At 51.6% G+C, this 14602-nt stretch carries 14 protein-coding genes; 4 read left to right on the top strand and 10 right to left on the bottom strand.

Annotated elements, in window-relative coordinates; genetic code table 11:
* Positions 1-45: 45 nt before the first annotated feature.
* From qoxB to qoxD, 3 genes are read left to right on the top strand one after another with little or no spacing between them, the layout of a single operon-like run.
* The gene (qoxB, locus tag P0X86_RS13450) at positions 46-1989 is read left to right on the top strand and encodes a cytochrome aa3 quinol oxidase subunit I (protein ID WP_009589459.1); all 1944 of its coding nucleotides are present in this window, start codon (positions 46-48) and stop codon (positions 1987-1989) included.
* Entirely contained in the window at positions 1986-2582 is a 597-nt protein-coding gene (qoxC, locus tag P0X86_RS13445) for a cytochrome aa3 quinol oxidase subunit III (RefSeq protein WP_009589471.1), read from the top strand. The genes qoxB and qoxC overlap by 4 nt, the downstream gene beginning before the upstream one ends.
* 1 nt (position 2583) lies before the next feature.
* Positions 2584-2871, top strand: coding sequence for a cytochrome aa3 quinol oxidase subunit IV (gene qoxD, locus P0X86_RS13440; protein WP_009589381.1), 288 nt, complete (start codon positions 2584-2586; stop codon positions 2869-2871).
* 281 nt (positions 2872-3152) lie between these two features.
* On the opposite strand, the gene P0X86_RS13435 is transcribed toward qoxD, so the two are convergent.
* The 6 genes from P0X86_RS13435 to P0X86_RS13410 form a co-directional block, all read right to left on the bottom strand.
* A complete protein-coding gene (locus P0X86_RS13435; RefSeq protein WP_277748652.1) occupies positions 3153-4331 on the bottom strand; it encodes a cell wall-binding repeat-containing protein in 1179 nt (392 codons plus the stop codon).
* 65 nt (positions 4332-4396) lie between these two features.
* Positions 4397-5650, bottom strand: a complete 1254-nt coding sequence (locus P0X86_RS13430) for a DHH family phosphoesterase (protein ID WP_277748651.1) — start codon at positions 5648-5650, stop codon at positions 4397-4399.
* Positions 5651-5822: 172 nt separating this feature from the next.
* A complete protein-coding gene (locus P0X86_RS13425; protein WP_277748650.1) occupies positions 5823-6161 on the bottom strand; it encodes an antibiotic biosynthesis monooxygenase in 339 nt (112 codons plus the stop codon).
* 150 nt (positions 6162-6311) lie between these two features.
* Positions 6312-6701 carry a rhodanese-like domain-containing protein gene (locus P0X86_RS13420; protein WP_015734771.1) on the bottom strand — a complete coding sequence of 130 codons (390 nt, stop codon included), beginning with the start codon at positions 6699-6701 and terminating at the stop codon, positions 6312-6314.
* A 127-nt stretch (positions 6702-6828) separates the two neighbouring features.
* The gene (gene bioB, locus P0X86_RS13415; protein WP_096773449.1) at positions 6829-7827 is read right to left on the bottom strand and encodes a biotin synthase BioB; all 999 of its coding nucleotides are present in this window, start codon (positions 7825-7827) and stop codon (positions 6829-6831) included.
* Positions 7828-8027: 200 nt separating this feature from the next.
* Entirely contained in the window at positions 8028-9953 is a 1926-nt protein-coding gene (locus tag P0X86_RS13410; protein ID WP_277748649.1) for an LTA synthase family protein, read from the bottom strand.
* Positions 9954-10126: 173 nt separating this feature from the next.
* Between P0X86_RS13410 and P0X86_RS13405 the strand changes: the two genes are divergently transcribed.
* On the top strand, positions 10127-11068 hold the full coding sequence (locus P0X86_RS13405) for an NAD-dependent epimerase/dehydratase family protein (protein WP_277748648.1): 942 nt from the start codon (positions 10127-10129) through the stop codon (positions 11066-11068).
* A 102-nt stretch (positions 11069-11170) separates the two neighbouring features.
* Here P0X86_RS13405 and P0X86_RS13400 read toward each other — a convergent pair whose 3' ends face one another.
* The 4 genes from P0X86_RS13400 to P0X86_RS13385 form a co-directional block, all read right to left on the bottom strand.
* Positions 11171-11497: an AzlD domain-containing protein gene (locus tag P0X86_RS13400; protein WP_009589408.1), complete on the bottom strand. Its 327-nt coding sequence runs from the start codon at positions 11495-11497 to the stop codon at positions 11171-11173.
* The gene (locus P0X86_RS13395; RefSeq protein WP_036670975.1) at positions 11488-12222 is read right to left on the bottom strand and encodes an AzlC family ABC transporter permease; all 735 of its coding nucleotides are present in this window, start codon (positions 12220-12222) and stop codon (positions 11488-11490) included. Before P0X86_RS13395 ends, P0X86_RS13400 begins: the two co-directional genes overlap by 10 nt.
* A 168-nt stretch (positions 12223-12390) precedes the next feature.
* Complete coding sequence (locus P0X86_RS13390) at positions 12391-13527, bottom strand: zinc-dependent alcohol dehydrogenase (protein ID WP_277748647.1); 1137 nt, start codon at positions 13525-13527, stop codon at positions 12391-12393.
* 111 nt (positions 13528-13638) lie between these two features.
* Positions 13639-14556, bottom strand: coding sequence for a DMT family transporter (locus P0X86_RS13385; RefSeq protein ID WP_192572295.1), 918 nt, complete (start codon positions 14554-14556; stop codon positions 13639-13641).
* Positions 14557-14602 lie beyond the last annotated feature (46 nt).

The raw sequence follows: 14602 nt of genomic DNA, 5'->3' as shown, positions 1-14602 counted from the left end.
GTTCACCCGATCTACTTCATACATCCAGAAAGGAGCTAGGCCTTTATGAAATGGGACGAATTTTTCGTTACCGGTGATCCGTTAATTTACGGCGCCATGGTGAGTATCGTGCTCGTCTCGCTCGCAATCCTCTTCGGCTTGACCTATTACAAGAAGTGGGGATATATGTGGCGGGAATGGCTGACGACCGTGGATCACAAAAGAATTGGCGTCATGTACATCATCTGTGCATTGATCATGCTGTTCCGCGGGGGCGTCGACGCGATCATGATGCGTGCGCAGACCGCCGCACCGGAGATGAAGTTTCTGACCGGTCAGCATTATAATGAAGTATTCACGACTCACGGGGTCATCATGATCCTCTTTATGGCCATGCCGTTTATTTTCGGTCTGATGAACGTCATCGTTCCGCTCCAGATCGGTGCCCGTGACGTTGCATTCCCTAAACTGAACGCAATCAGCTTCTGGCTGTTCTTCGCCGGAGCGATGCTGTTCAACATTTCCTTCGTTATCGGAGGATCGCCTGATGCCGGCTGGTCCGCTTACTTCCCGCTGGCCAGTATCGAATTCAGTCCGACGGTCGGCAACAACTACTACTCTCTGTCGCTTCAGATTTCAGGGATTGGTACTTTGCTGACAGGCCTTAACTTTATCGTAACCATCCTGAAAATGCGCGCGCCGGGTATGACCCTGATGCGCATGCCAATGTTTACGTGGTCGGTATTGATCACTTGCGTCATCATTATCTTTGCTTTCCCAGTGCTTACGATTGCACTTCTGCTTATGATGTTCGACCGCATCTTCGGCTCGCAATTCTTCACGATGGCCAACGGGGGCATGGATATGCTCTGGGCCAACCTGTTCTGGGTATGGGGTCACCCTGAGGTATATATCGTTATTCTGCCGGCATTCGGTATTTTCAGCGAGATTATCTCAGCGTTCTCCAAAAAGAACCTGTACGGTTACAGCTCCATGGTATTGAGTATGGCGATTATTTCCGGATTGTCCTTCCTGGTATGGGCCCACCATTTCTACACGATGGGTCAAGGGGCCATGGTCAACGGTTTCTTCTCCATCACGACGATGGCGATTGCCGTACCGACCGGGATCAAAATATTCAACTGGCTCTTTACGCTTCGCAAGGGCCGAATCAGCTTTACGACGCCGATGCTCTACTCGCTTGCCTTTATTCCGATCTTTACGATCGGCGGCGTAACCGGCGTCATGCTGGCGATGGCCAGTGCCGACTATCAGTATCACAATACGATGTTCCTGGTGGCCCACTTCCACTATGTGCTCATTCCAGGCGCCGTATTCGCCGTCATTGCCGGTTTCCACTACTGGTTCCCTAAAGTGTTCGGCTTCCGTCTGAACGAAAAGCTTGGCAAAATCGCATTCTGGTTCATTGCCATCTCATTTAACGTTACGTTCTTCCCAATGTTCTTCCTGGGACTTATGGGGATGACCCGCCGTACGTACACGTATTCGGCCGAGACCGGCTTTGGTCCGCTGAATATGCTGTCGATGGTCGGCGCGGTCGGCCTGGCGATCGGATTCATCCTTCTGGTGTACAACATTTACTGGAGTACACGTTACGAGCCGCGCGACAAAACGGGAGATCCATGGGATGCACGATCACTGGAATGGTCGACGCCAAGTCCGGTTCCTGTTTACAACTTTGCGGTAACGCCGAAAGTCAAAGGCCGTGACGCCTTCTGGTTCTCCAAGAAAAACAACGAGCCGCTTTCGGACGAGAAAATCACGAAGATTCACATGCCAAGCAACACCGGAAAACCGTTTATACTGGGCATCGCCTTCTTCTTCCTGGGCTTCTTCCTGGTATTCAGCTGGTGGATTCCATCCATCGTTGCCGGTATCGCGGTATTGATTATTATGGCTACCATGTCCTTCGACCGTGATCACGGGTATTACATTCCGGTTGAAGAGATTGTTCAAACCGAACAGAAACTGCGGGGTGATACGGTATGAAAATAGATGCCACTCAGCCGCTGGAATATGGAACAGAGGAAAACCGCAATCGTATATTCGGCTTCTGGCTGTTCCTCGGAGCTGAAATTGCTCTCTTTGCTACCTTGTTTACCGTCTACTTCGTTCTCGTGAACCGCTTTGCCAGCGGTCCGAGCGGAGCGGAAATCTTTGAAATTACGCCGGTCCTGCTTGAGACGTTCCTGCTCTTAACGAGCAGCTTCACCATCGGTTTGGCTGTTCATGCGATGCGTCTGGGCCTGAAAAAGCAGATGATGATCTTCATGGTCATCACCCTGCTGCTGGGTGCGGGATTCCTCGGGATCGAGATCTTTGAATTCTTCACCTATGTTCATGAAGGAGTAACGCTCTCAACCAGCGCCTTCTCCTCCAGCTTGTTCACATTGCTTGGCACGCACGGAGCTCACGTAACCTTCGGTCTCCTGTGGGGAACCGCCATTCTGATTCAACTTAAAAAGCATGGACTGGATCATTCCACAGCCAACAAGTCCTTTATCTTCTCGCTCTACTGGCACTTCCTGGACGTTGTGTGGATCTTCATTTTCAGCTTCGTGTATCTGAAAGGACTGATGTGACATGTTAAAACAGCTGTTTCCAATTAAGCATGTAGCGGGTTATATATCGTCCCTCGTCCTTTCAGCTGTCGCGCTCGTCGTTCTGCTGGATATGCCGGCAGCTTCGAAAGTGGCCGTTCTGCTGGTCACCGCGATCCTGCAGGCAGCCGTTCAGCTTATGCTGTTCATGCACGTCGGCGAAAGCGAAGACAAAAAGTCCGTCTATATCAACATTGCGTTCGCCCTGTTCGTAGGGCTGGTTACTATCTTCGGAACGCTGTTCATCTTCATATGGGGCTGGTACGCTTAAGTCTCGCGAAAATCTGGGGTGAACGTGTACCGTCGATCATCGTTCGCTGTCACGAACGTATGACCAATATCAAAGAGGGCGTCCCAAAAGATCCTGGATCTCGAGGGATGCCCTTTTTTTCCTATTGAAGGTGCTGCATGCGAATCATTTCCCCATCATACTTCAAACATGCAAAAGAACCGTTTCTCGGAACTAGGGACGTGCGGCCCGCCAATTACGAGGAACGGTTTCTTTTTGCATTCCATATCCAGCTTCATCTGCCAATGCCATTTGCGGCTCCATTAATCATGTCCTGCAGGCGTATCCAGAATTTCATCAATCTCACTCTGGAGCTTGGTGGTCAGGGTCTGTTCATCTCCGATGATCCAGGCATGATTATAGGGAGTATCCACTTTGGTGGCGTCACTCTGTTGCCTGATCGAGTCAACATACTTCGTAATCGAGCGTGGCACTCCGTCGCGCTCCGTAAACAATAGAGGGGCGTGTTTACCCATATGGGACAATGGAGCGGCCGCAATGGACAATGCCGGCGAGTCCGGCCTCGAGAAGGAGAAACTGTATCCCGGCGATTGTACTCCCCAGCCAAAACCCGTCCTGGGATCATGATACTGGGCAAAATGAATGGCATTCTCATACGGATCGTCTCCGGCTATGCGCGTTACCTTCCCATATTGCCGCAGCTCGTCTTCAACGGCCTGGGACACCACCTTTTCAGGTCCGATGACGTAGATATTCGCCTTCCCGTTACGCTGCCTTAGGGCCTGCGCCGTCTCTTCGGGCACGACCTTCTCGCTGACATACAGCATCGTTTCCGGCATATGGGCAATCCAGCTTACCGCGGGCAGCGTATAGTCGGGCCGTTCCATCGATCCGACAATAACCGAGGTCGGTACTGAACCGTTTACCCTGGAAGCATAGGCATCAATTGCTGCTGCAGCTTTCGCGGCTTCCCCGGCAGGAATGTGATCGGCCTTGTATTCAAGTCCGTTCAGCTCTTTCATCACCTGATCCGAGATCGGGCCGACGGTAATGATCTCAATCCCCTTGTTGTGCTCCGCTCCCCTCGGCTTCAGCCGTCTCAGCTCTTCCAAGGTTTCCTTCGGGATCCCCCCTTCTTCAACGAAGAGTAAAGGCCCCTCGCTAAGCTGCGTCAGATCGACGCTGACAGCCGCGATCGACCAGTGAGCCGAATCCACGAGGATCACGGTCTGCGGACGGCTGTGCACGTTCGTGGACTGCCACAGCGTCTTGGAAGTCAGTACGGCCGCACTTACTGGATCGGATGTATTCAACCGAATCGTGTTTTTCGTGGCGGACCAAGGTACGGGAACATCCTTCAGCAGTTCTTTGCTGTGAACCGCCGAGGGAATGGAGGGCTCGGAATGGCTCTGCGTTTGACTCCAAGCGAGGATACCTGCCGTCAGCAGGGCAAGGGCCCAGCCGGCGATCAATTTTTTCACCGAATATTCCTCCTGTCTTCACAATACAGCGCATCGTGCGAGATCATTCTTCCTGCTGATCGGGTCTACAGATCTTCCATTAATTTCTCCTCATCCATATCCGGCGGCAAGCCTGGACGCTCATGGGTACGGTTTCGGATCCATTGTTCCTTCAGCATCTTCACAAATACGTCATCCCGGGACAACCAGACCCCGTACTGGCGCTTCATATGCCGCTCTGCTTCCTCGAACGACCTGAACCGGAATGGGAGAGGTTCTCCGTTCCACTCGATCACCCATTCCCCGGCATCGGCGTAAACAAACAGCAAATCCTCGCCCCAGCTTTCGTACAGCACGCCGGACTCGCTTCCTTTGATATTGAACTGATTGCGCGAAGCATCGAACCGGATCGGCTCCAGCTCAAACGAGTCCGCCGCAAACAATTGATACACATCCTCTGTTATGGTGCACCCCGCAGCCTTGGCATGGCCGCCACCGCCATACCGCATCGCCACTTCGGACACGTCCACATGATCATGAATGGTTCGAAGGCTCATTTTTCTTCCGCCCATATTCAGTATCGCGATGTAGTCAAGATGGGGATAGCTCGTTCCCAGCTCGCTGGCAAGCTCGGAATGATAGGATTCGGCGTAAACGATGCCGACGCAATGCTCCTCTACGAAGGTTTGAATGAGTTCCCGCTGCTTGCGGCGAATGTAACGCTCGATTTTATTCTCTTCCATGTCCAGGATTTTCTGTTCAAATTCATCAAAGAAGAAGCCATCGTGCGATTCCCGGAGGCGCTCAGACATCTTGCTCTCGAATTCGTCCAGGGACAACATGTAGAACAAGTCATTCAAGCGCTTAGCCTCGATCTTGCCGCTCTCTTCCCATTCCCATGTATCATAGAGACGCACCAGCTCAACGAATTCGTCCAGCGCTTCGGTTCTGCCGAGATGTCCATGCTCAATTAAATATTCATAGAACAGCGAGGTTGCCGATGCCAAGCGGCCGTCCCGATGCGTTACATCCACTTGTCCCCAGCTGTGTTCATTGAGGTGGAGGGCGGTTTTATGGTGATCGATAAGCTGCACCTGTCCCCCCTCTTCGACAAACACGTTCAATTCCTTCTCGATGTCAGGAGAGACCGACAAATCCGTAATGAACAGCATATCGTATGGATTCTCCTGAACGGAGGTCCGGTTCAAATACCTTTCGACTTGTTGATTCAATCCGTGAATGGAGTTGTAACGGACATCGATTCCTTCACCGAAGGCGCATTTGGCGATGATGCCGCAGCCGACGCCATCCAAATCGTTATGGCTGTACAGATGATACATGGTTGACTTCCTCCCAGCAGAAGGTGGAATGATTAGTTGTTCTTGCCTTTCATCCCTTTACGGTTCCCTAAATTCCGTCGTTTTAACCCCTGTCAGCCCCTTAGAATCGACAAGGAAACTAAAAAAGAAGAAGCGGCTGCTGCAGCCGCTTCTTCTGGAATATAGAGAATGATTATGCCTGTTGAACCGGTCTCGGCCCTTTGGATGCCATGACCTCGTACATGCCGTGGCTGGAGCTGATGACAAGCTCAGGCTGCGGCTTTCCGCGGTTGTCGCGGTGTCCTTGGATGTGCGCGGGACTGGTTTCCCAGCGTTTCCACGCTTCTTTCGACTCCCAGCGGATCATCACGATAACTTCTTCCGTTTCGTCGGTACGTTTCGCATTCTTCACAAGAACGTTCAGATCGATAAATCCTTCAATTTCTTCAATGGGTCCCGGCTTGCTGAAACGTTCCACGACCAGGTTGGAGGTGCCTGCTTTAACAATAATCGTTTTAGTCTCGATCAACATATCCATAAACACTCCCTTAGCGAAAATCTGCCTAATTAAACGAACTATATACCATTCTAAATGATAACGATTATCATTGTCAAACCGTTAAAGCGTTCAACTTTTGCAAAAAAAAATCTGACCAGCATGAACCTGCTGATCAGATTGGGATCAATTCATCGATGCGCGCTGCACGGAATTGCACGCCGTGCAATCTTCCTGCAAATAAAAAAGCGAAGTAAAGCCGGCCTTCTTCAGCTTGCGCGCAGCCAGGATTCCATCCGAGCGCTTGGGCGTTACGATAACTACGGAATCATCGGGCTTGAGCTCCTTCTCCCACACATACGGCAACCTTCCAAGCGAGATGTTTATGGTCTCTTTCCTCGGACATTCCATGAATTCGGACACATCGCGTACATCAAGCACTTTCAGATTCGGGCATTCCTTCTGTGCCAGACGAAGATCACTGCACTTCATGAAGCGCAAACCCGTTATAGGTACATACCTCCGGTAGTAGAGACCGGATATAAAGATTATCAGTGCGGCAGATGCAATCAGCACGAAGCATTCCCCCATCAATATCATGTGTTTCAGCATGATGCATGGCGGTAAGATCACGGGCTTAAAAAAACGCCAATCCTACCCCTACGGGTATATAGTATGTGCTCCGCACCTAATTGTCAATACATCATGACAGCGCGTTTTCTTCAATTTCAAACCCAAGGTCTTCAATCAATCCCCAGTCGGCCGTATGGGCCTGGCCTTCTGTCGTTAAATAATCGCCGATGAATATGGAGTTCGCCGCGTACAGGCCAAGGGGTTGAAGGGATCGCAGGTTCACTTCCCGGCCCCCTGCAATCCGTATCTCCTTCGTCGGGTTAACAAACCGCATCATGGCAAGAATCTTCAAACACATAATCGGTGTCAATTCCCTGCGTCCTTCCAGAGGGGTTCCCTCGATCGCATTCAGAAAATTGCATGGAATCGAATCCGCTCCAAGCGATTTCAGAGCAAAGGCAATCTCCACCCGTTCTTCTATGCTCTCCCCCATTCCGAAAATCGCTCCGGAGCAAGGGGACATTCCGGAAGAGCTTGCCTGCTTCACCGTGTCCAGCCGGTCATCGTATGTATGCGTAGTCGTAATATGCCCGTAATTATCTTTGGAAGTATTCAAATTATGGTTGTATCGATGGACCCCGGCATCGGCGAGCTTGCGCGCATGTTCCTCGTTCAAGAAGCCCAGGCAACAGCACACCTTCAGATCGGTCGTCCGGGTAATCTCCTTCACCGCTTCGGCTACATGATCAATCTCCCGATTGGAAGGGCGGCGTCCGGATGCCACGATGCAATAAGTTCCCGCTTTACGGCGAATCGACTCGCGCGCGCCTTCCAGAATTTTGTCCTTGGTCAGCCATGCGTATTTTTCGATGGGCGCTTCCGACACGATGGACTGGGAGCAATATCCGCAATCCTCAGGACAGAGGCCGGATTTCGCGTTCACGATCATGTTCAGCTTGACCTTGTTTCCATAATACTCGCGACGGATGTGGTAGGCGGCCTGCATAATGTTCAGAAGCTCCCCGTCCTCGCTGTTCAGAACCGCCAAGGCTTCGGCCGGGGTCACTTCATGTCCTTTCACGACCCGATCCGCCAGCGTCAACCAATCGTAATGGGTTTGTGTTGTCATATTCAAAATCTCCCTCTCCATTCTGATTGTCAACCATTTTTAATAATGAATAGGTTAACAATAAGGATAATAATAGCACAGGCCACGAAAGTGAGGCAATCCTTCACTGAAGCCTCCGCATAAAAATAGGGACTGCTTCATCAAAGCCAGTTTCCGGCTTAATGAAACAATCCCTTTCCTATTTTAACGAATTGTTGGCTTTACGGTGCCCGCTTGGGCAGCATTTTCACGTACTCATCGGACATTTTCATCAGCTGCAATATATAGTCGTAATCGCTGCGGTATTTTTCGAAATCCGTTACGGGCTCAAGCGTCTTCAAGGATACTGCGGTACCGTCCTCAAATCCGTCTCCCGGCACGAACAGAATGTCGTTGTTAAAGAATGATCCCGTCGGCAAATAATACCTCATTCCTATAACGTTGCGGTCCACGTTCAGCAGGTCATGCCCAAACGCGTTAAACCCCTCCTCATCAAGCGAGACGCCCAGAAGGTTTGCGACGGTAGGCAGAATATCCACCTGTCCCCCTACCTGCTCAACCACCTTCCCTTCCTTCATGCCGGGAACATGAATGATGAGCGGAATGTTAAATCGACTGACGCGCTCATGGTAAGGAATGCCCAGCGTTGACGAGATCATCTCCGCATCCGCTTCTGCCGGATTGATGCCGAAATGGTCTCCATATACGACCAGTACCGTTTCATCCCACAGCCCGTTCTGCTTCAGGAGGTCTACCAGCGTTCCCAGCGCATAATCGGAATAGTTCACCGACTTCAGATAGTTTCCCAAATGGGTCCCTTCCAGCTCGGCAGGCAAGGTGATCTTCGCGAATTCATCCTTTACATGGTATGGAGAATGATTGGAGACCGTGATGTAGTGGGCATAGGTAGGTTTATTCTGCTGTTGGTTCTCCAGCAGCTTGTCTACGCCGACTCGGAACAACTCTTCATCGGAAGGACCGAATTCATTGAAGTTATCATTCGTAAAATACGGCTTGTCGTAATAATGCTGAAAATCAAGCGCCGGGTACATCTTGCTGCGATCCCAGAACTTCACGTCATTCACGTGGAATGTGCCGGTCGCATAGCCATGCTTGTTCAAGAGACGCGGAAGGCCCGGCAGCTCTTTATTTCCGAAACCGGTGGACATGGCAACCGTTCCTGTCGGATAGATCGAGGTATTCACCGCAAATTCGGCATCCGATGTATTGCCTTGGCCGATCTGTTGGAAGACGTGGGGGAAATACAGGCCGCCATCCGCAAGCTCGTTCATCACCGGTGTCAGTTCCTGGCCGTTCAGGGATTGACCCACCGGAAAGTTCTGCAAGGACTCCATCTGGACGATGATCAGATTTTTGCCTTTTGCAGCGCCGAAATAGTCCGGCTTATCCTTTGCTTCCTTGACGTAAGGATACGTCGCGAGCAGCTGCTGGGACCGCAGGATGGTGTCCTGCAGACTTCCCTCGGCCAGCGCACGTTTCTCCTGCGAGTTACGCACGACAGCAGACACCTGGTAGTTCATGAACCCCATTTGCTCCGCCCGCACGATTTCATTCTCGATTCCCCATTCTTTGCGAATGATCAGTCCGGACAGAACAACCGCTACGATAAGAACAACGGTCATGGAAGTACGCCACATCAGACCAGGCCTGCGTGAGTAGGTTACGGAATATCCGGAACGAGCTCCACCGAAATGCAAGCCCCTTTGGGAGCGTGAACGTATTTTCCGGACCGCCCATATGACCAGCAGGAGCAGCAGGTCCAGGAAGAATAGAAAATGCTCCGGCTCCAGCAAAGCCGTAATGCTGGCCCGTACCTGATTTACTTGACCGATACCCGCAAGCGCGGTATACGTCGGTATGGACCCAAAATGAACGTTATAAACAGCCGATGCAAACATGATGAAAGATAAGACGACATTTAGGATCACATAGACCGTCTTTTTCCCTCTGACCGGCAGCAGCAGTTCCAGAAAGCTAATCAGGGCGAGGAGCGACAGTGCATCGGTAAGCACCTTCCCCCATGCAATCCCATTAAACAGAAACACTCTTAGAAGGATCAGCTTGACTAAGAGCGTCAAAAAAACGAGTACACATAATTTCAACCTTTGTTCAAGGTAGCGTTCCATTTCCCATTCCCTCTTTTGTAAAAGTAATGTTAATTTGCAGCTTCCATTATAACAGGAATGTAAACACCGATCTAATCCGCCCATTCCTTCGCTCCCCCGTCAAGTGTCCAATGCATGATCCATCCGTACCACGTAGGATAATGCATCCCAATCAAAGGCTGGAGGGTTTATGCATGAAGATGGTTGTAACCGGCGGAGCGGGCTTCATCGGCTCCCACCTGGTGAACGGACTCGTTAATCAAGGCTATGAAGTCCATGTAATTGATAACCTCACAACCGGAGAACCAGGTCGCCTTCACAGTGAGGCGATTTTACATGTAGCTGACGTAAACAGTCAGCAGACAACGGCATACATCTCGGTGCTGAAGCCCGATGTCGTATTTCATTTAGCAGCACAGGCCGATGTGCAGCGATCGATCCAGGAACCTCGGCTTGATGCGGATGCCAATGTCATGGGCACCCTAAACATACTGGACGCTTGCCGTAAGGCTGGCGTTCGTAAGATCGTGTTTGCTTCGACAGCCGGTGTGTATGGAGACCTCGAGAGATCTCAGCTAACGGAAGACGATCCGGTTAACCCGGTCTCCTTCTATGCGCTATCGAAAGTAGCAGGCGAACAATATATCCGTCTTTATCACCGCTTCTTCGGCCTGCAATACACCATTCTTCGTTATGGAAACGTCTACGGGCCGGGTCAGACCGCAAAGGGAGAAGGCGGCGTCGTGGCGGTCTTCGGCGAACGCCTGTATCAAGGCGCGCCGCTCCCAATATACGGCGATGGTCTGCAGACCCGGGATTTCATTTATGTCAAAGATGTGGTTGACGCCAACCTTGCCTCCATCCTTCATGGTGATCAGAGTGTGCTTCATGTTAGCACCGGCACCGACCATTCCGTCAATACGATCGTCGATCTCATCAGCCGGCTGCACCCAGACCGCATCGATGTCGATTATCTGCCCGCGAAGATCGGCGATATTCGGCACAGCTGCCTGAATAATGAAAAGACCCGGGAGCGGCTGAGGTGGAGTCCGTTGTTCAGCTTGGAAAAAGGCATGAAAGAAACCTACCGTCACTGGCTTGGCACACTAGTTTCCCAAAGCGACCCTGGCAAATGAACATGAAACAGCCGCATTCCTCGTCATTCCAAGGAATACGGCTGTTTGCAAGCGTTCCGGTTAGGGCTACGATAAACATCTCATGCATAACGCTTCGTTTGGTCAGATCAGCAAGCGGAGCCCCACCAAGGTTAGGATCCCGACAATGACGGTGGCAAACAGGCTTTTCGTAAGAAATGCGGTCAGAAAAGCAGGGACAGCCGCTATCAGTTCCAGTGTATGGCCCCCCGGATCCACGCGTCCGTCACTAACGAGCAGCTCCTGCGCTAATAGCGCCGCCATGACCGCGATCGGCACATGATCCAGCCAACGGATCATCAATTCCGGAATGCGGAGCTTGCTCAGAATCATGAGCGGCAGAACCCTTGGAATCAGGGTGACGACAGCGCATCCGATAATCAGTATGGCGATATGCCATCTTATTTCCATCGTTCGATCACCATCCCTGCTGTAGCCGCAACCATAATCGCAGCGATGACCGCTGCGCTTCCCGGCATGATCGTACTGATCGCGATTACCGAAACGGCGGCAACCATAATCACCATGAAGTCCAGTTTATACTTCTTTCGGCTGATCCATTGCAGGGCCAGCAATCCGATAAACATGCCAGGCAATGCAAAATCAAGGCCAAACTTCTCCGGCTCCGGTATCCACGCTCCGACAAGACCTCCCGCAACGTTCGCTGCACACCAGAACAGATACGCCGTAATATTCAGTCCCACCATCCACCGATAACCCAGCCTCTTCTGCTCGGCCGCCTTGGCTGCCGCCACACCAAACGTTTCGTCGGTTAGCAGGGAACCGATGAAGAAGCTTTTTCCCGAGGACAACCCTTTAAAATACGGTGCAATCGCCGCGCTTAACAGCAGATGCCTGGCATTTACGAAAAATATCGTGACAATAATGGATAAGACCGGGCTTGCGGCGGCTACCATCCCCGCGGCTATGAACTGTCCGGAGCCCGCATAGAGCAGCAGCGAAAGGAGCGCGATCTCAAGCAGGCTGAAACCTGCGGTACGCTCGACGACGCCTGCCGCAAAACCGATGCTCAGGTATCCCAGCAGTGTTGGTATGCAATCCTTGAATCCTTGAAGATAGGAATTGGCCTGGTTTCCCTCGATATCGGCGGGAAGCCGTTCTGACTTGGTGCTCATCTGTGTTCGATTCCTCTCTCCCTCTACAATTCTATTTTTCATTACTATGAATACTTCTTGCTGGCTTGTCAACGCCAGGGATCGTTTTTTTCCATACAAATAAAAAAGCGTTCCGGACGTGCTGCTCATCTTCCGAAACGCTCCTCGTTTTAATTGGATTGGCGTGGTCTAAGGCTTCAGGATGACTTTGATACAGCCATCCTTCCTCTCATTGAAAATATCATAGCCAAGGGCAGCCTTCTCCATCGGAAACCGGTGGGTAATGATATCCGAAGGATCCACCGCCCCCTCTTTCAACATTTGATACAGGCGGGGCATGTAATGAATGACCGGGGCAAGACCCATTTTTAACGTAATATTGCGTTCAAACAGCTCGCCTAGCGGAAATGCATTGTAGATAAGCCCATATACGCCCGTGAGCTGGATGGTCCCGTATTTGCGCACCATTCTCACAGCCATGCGAAAAGCCCCCAAGGAGCCTCCCTGAAGCTTCAGCATGCTGCCCAGCATCTCGATGCCGGTCCGTTTGGCATCCAGGCCCACGCAATCGATGACCACGTCGGCGCCGCCCTTGGTTATCTCAAGGATATAGTTCACGATCTCGGGTATCTTCTCGAAGTTGTAGGTTTCCACATGATTGGTGCGGCTGGCATGCGCCAGCCTGTAGTCCACATGGTCGATGGCGATGACCCGCTTCGCTCCTTTCAGCCATGCAAACTTCTGCGTTAACAATCCTATCGGGCCGCATCCGAGGACAATGACGACATCGCCGGGCTTAACTCCTCCGTTCTCCACGCTCCACATGGCGGTTGGCAGCGCATCGGACAGCATGAGCAGCTTCTCATCCTCCATTTCGGCATCCTCCGGGATGACAAAGGGCATGAAATTACCGTAAGGTACCCGCAGCAGTTCCGCCTGCGCGCCTTGAAAGCCGCCGTACGCGTCGCTGTATCCAAAAAAACCGCCGGTATCCTTGGCTTCGTTCGCATAATCGCATTGGCTTTCCATTTGATTCTGGCAGAATATGCATTTGCCGCAAGACACGATAAAAGGAATGATCACCCGATCCCCCACGTTGACCTTGCTTACTTCCGGCCCTGCATCCACGACGACCCCCATCGGCTCATGGCCGATAATGTAATCATCGTTAAGATGCTTCAGCTCGCCGTTATATAAATGCAAGTCAGATCCGCAGATGGCCGTGGTGGTGACTCGAATCAAGATATCGTCGCTGTGCCGAAGAACGGCGTCTTTCATTTCCTTCACTTTGATCCGATGTCTGCCTTGATAAGTGACTGCTTTCACGCGCGCCCCCGTTCTAAGCCTTTATTCCATAATTGTAATATTTTGGCTTTTTAATGTTCAGTGTGCGCTAATTTTGCGGGAACTAGTCTATCCAGGCAAAATAATGCGGGATCAGCCCAGCGCTTCAGGCTGGACGTCCACCGGCTGCTTTTTGGTTCTGCCGACCTTCAAGAACAATACCAGCCCTAACAGCACCAGCGCTCCGCCTGCGGCTTGCAGCGAATTCATCGACTCATTCAGCAGGAGAAAAGCCAGCAGACTCGCTCCAACCGGCTCTCCGAGAACGCTCATCGACACGGTGGAGGCAGTCGCATACTTCATCAGCCAATTGAATAACAGATGACCGAATACGGTGGGCACGACGGCCAACAAGGCGAATATCCCCCACTCGCGAGCGGAATACCCGGTCAGCGGAATCTGCATGCCCACGTTATATACCGCCAATACGGCAGCAGCTACCGCAAAAACCAACCAGCTGTACAGGAATGACGGCAGCCTTCTGAGCAGCAGTTGTCCGAGCAGCATATGGACGGCCACCGCGGCCGTCCCCAGCAAAGACATGATATCGCCGGTCAGATGTCCCTTGCTCCCGCTGAAGCCGCTGCTGCCAATGAGAAGGAACACGCCGAGAAAGGCGATGGCCATACCTCCTATGGCCGCCAGCGACGTTTTCTCCTTAAACCAGATGTAGGCGCCGATCATGACGAATACCGGCTGAAGGGCCAGGATGATCGTAGAACTGGCTACGCTCGTCCACTTCAGGGAGCCCATCCATAACAAAAAGTGCAGGGCCAGCATCGCACCGGACAGAATCAGCAGAAGCACTTCGGAGCGCTTCAGCGATCGGATAACGGGCATGTACTTTCCCGCGAACGGCAGCATGATCAGAAACGTGATCACCAATCGGTACATGGCCTGAATGGAAACGGGACTGCCGGACCATTTTACGAAAATCGATGAAAAGGATATGGCTATTATCCCTATAAATAACGGGATAAAAACGGGAATCGGTGCTCGGTTCGAATTCATGATGGTTAAATGATTCACCTTTCGTGTTATATTAGAGATTGATTTT

Origin of the sequence: Paenibacillus sp. BR1-192 (assembly GCF_029542445.1) — a bacterium.
Taxonomy (GTDB): Bacteria; Bacillota; Bacilli; order Paenibacillales; family Paenibacillaceae; genus Paenibacillus_AQ; species Paenibacillus_AQ lautus_A.
The sequence above is the reverse complement of the archived record's forward strand: the minus strand, read 5'-3'. Positions and strand labels throughout refer to the sequence as shown.

Excerpts from the sequence above, each read along its gene's own strand:
- P0X86_RS13385 (WP_192572295.1), bottom strand. The coding sequence starts at position 14,556 with ATGAATTCGAACCGAGCACCGATTCCCGTTTTTATCCCGTTATTTATA.
- P0X86_RS13405 (WP_277748648.1), top strand. The coding sequence starts at position 10,127 with ATGAAGATGGTTGTAACCGGCGGAGCGGGCTTCATCGGCTCCCACCTG.
- P0X86_RS13400 (WP_009589408.1), bottom strand. The coding sequence starts at position 11,497 with ATGGAAATAAGATGGCATATCGCCATACTGATTATCGGATGCGCTGTC.
- P0X86_RS13425 (WP_277748650.1), bottom strand. The coding sequence starts at position 6,161 with ATGTTGATCGAGACTAAAACGATTATTGTTAAAGCAGGCACCTCCAAC.
- P0X86_RS13395 (WP_036670975.1), bottom strand. The coding sequence starts at position 12,222 with ATGAGCACCAAGTCAGAACGGCTTCCCGCCGATATCGAGGGAAACCAG.
- bioB (WP_096773449.1), bottom strand. The coding sequence starts at position 7,827 with ATGACAACACAAACCCATTACGATTGGTTGACGCTGGCGGATCGGGTC.
- P0X86_RS13430 (WP_277748651.1), bottom strand. The coding sequence starts at position 5,650 with ATGTATCATCTGTACAGCCATAACGATTTGGATGGCGTCGGCTGCGGC.
- qoxC (WP_009589471.1), top strand. The coding sequence starts at position 1,986 with ATGAAAATAGATGCCACTCAGCCGCTGGAATATGGAACAGAGGAAAAC.
- qoxD (WP_009589381.1), top strand. The coding sequence starts at position 2,584 with ATGTTAAAACAGCTGTTTCCAATTAAGCATGTAGCGGGTTATATATCG.
- P0X86_RS13410 (WP_277748649.1), bottom strand. The coding sequence starts at position 9,953 with ATGGAACGCTACCTTGAACAAAGGTTGAAATTATGTGTACTCGTTTTT.
- qoxB (WP_009589459.1), top strand. The coding sequence starts at position 46 with ATGAAATGGGACGAATTTTTCGTTACCGGTGATCCGTTAATTTACGGC.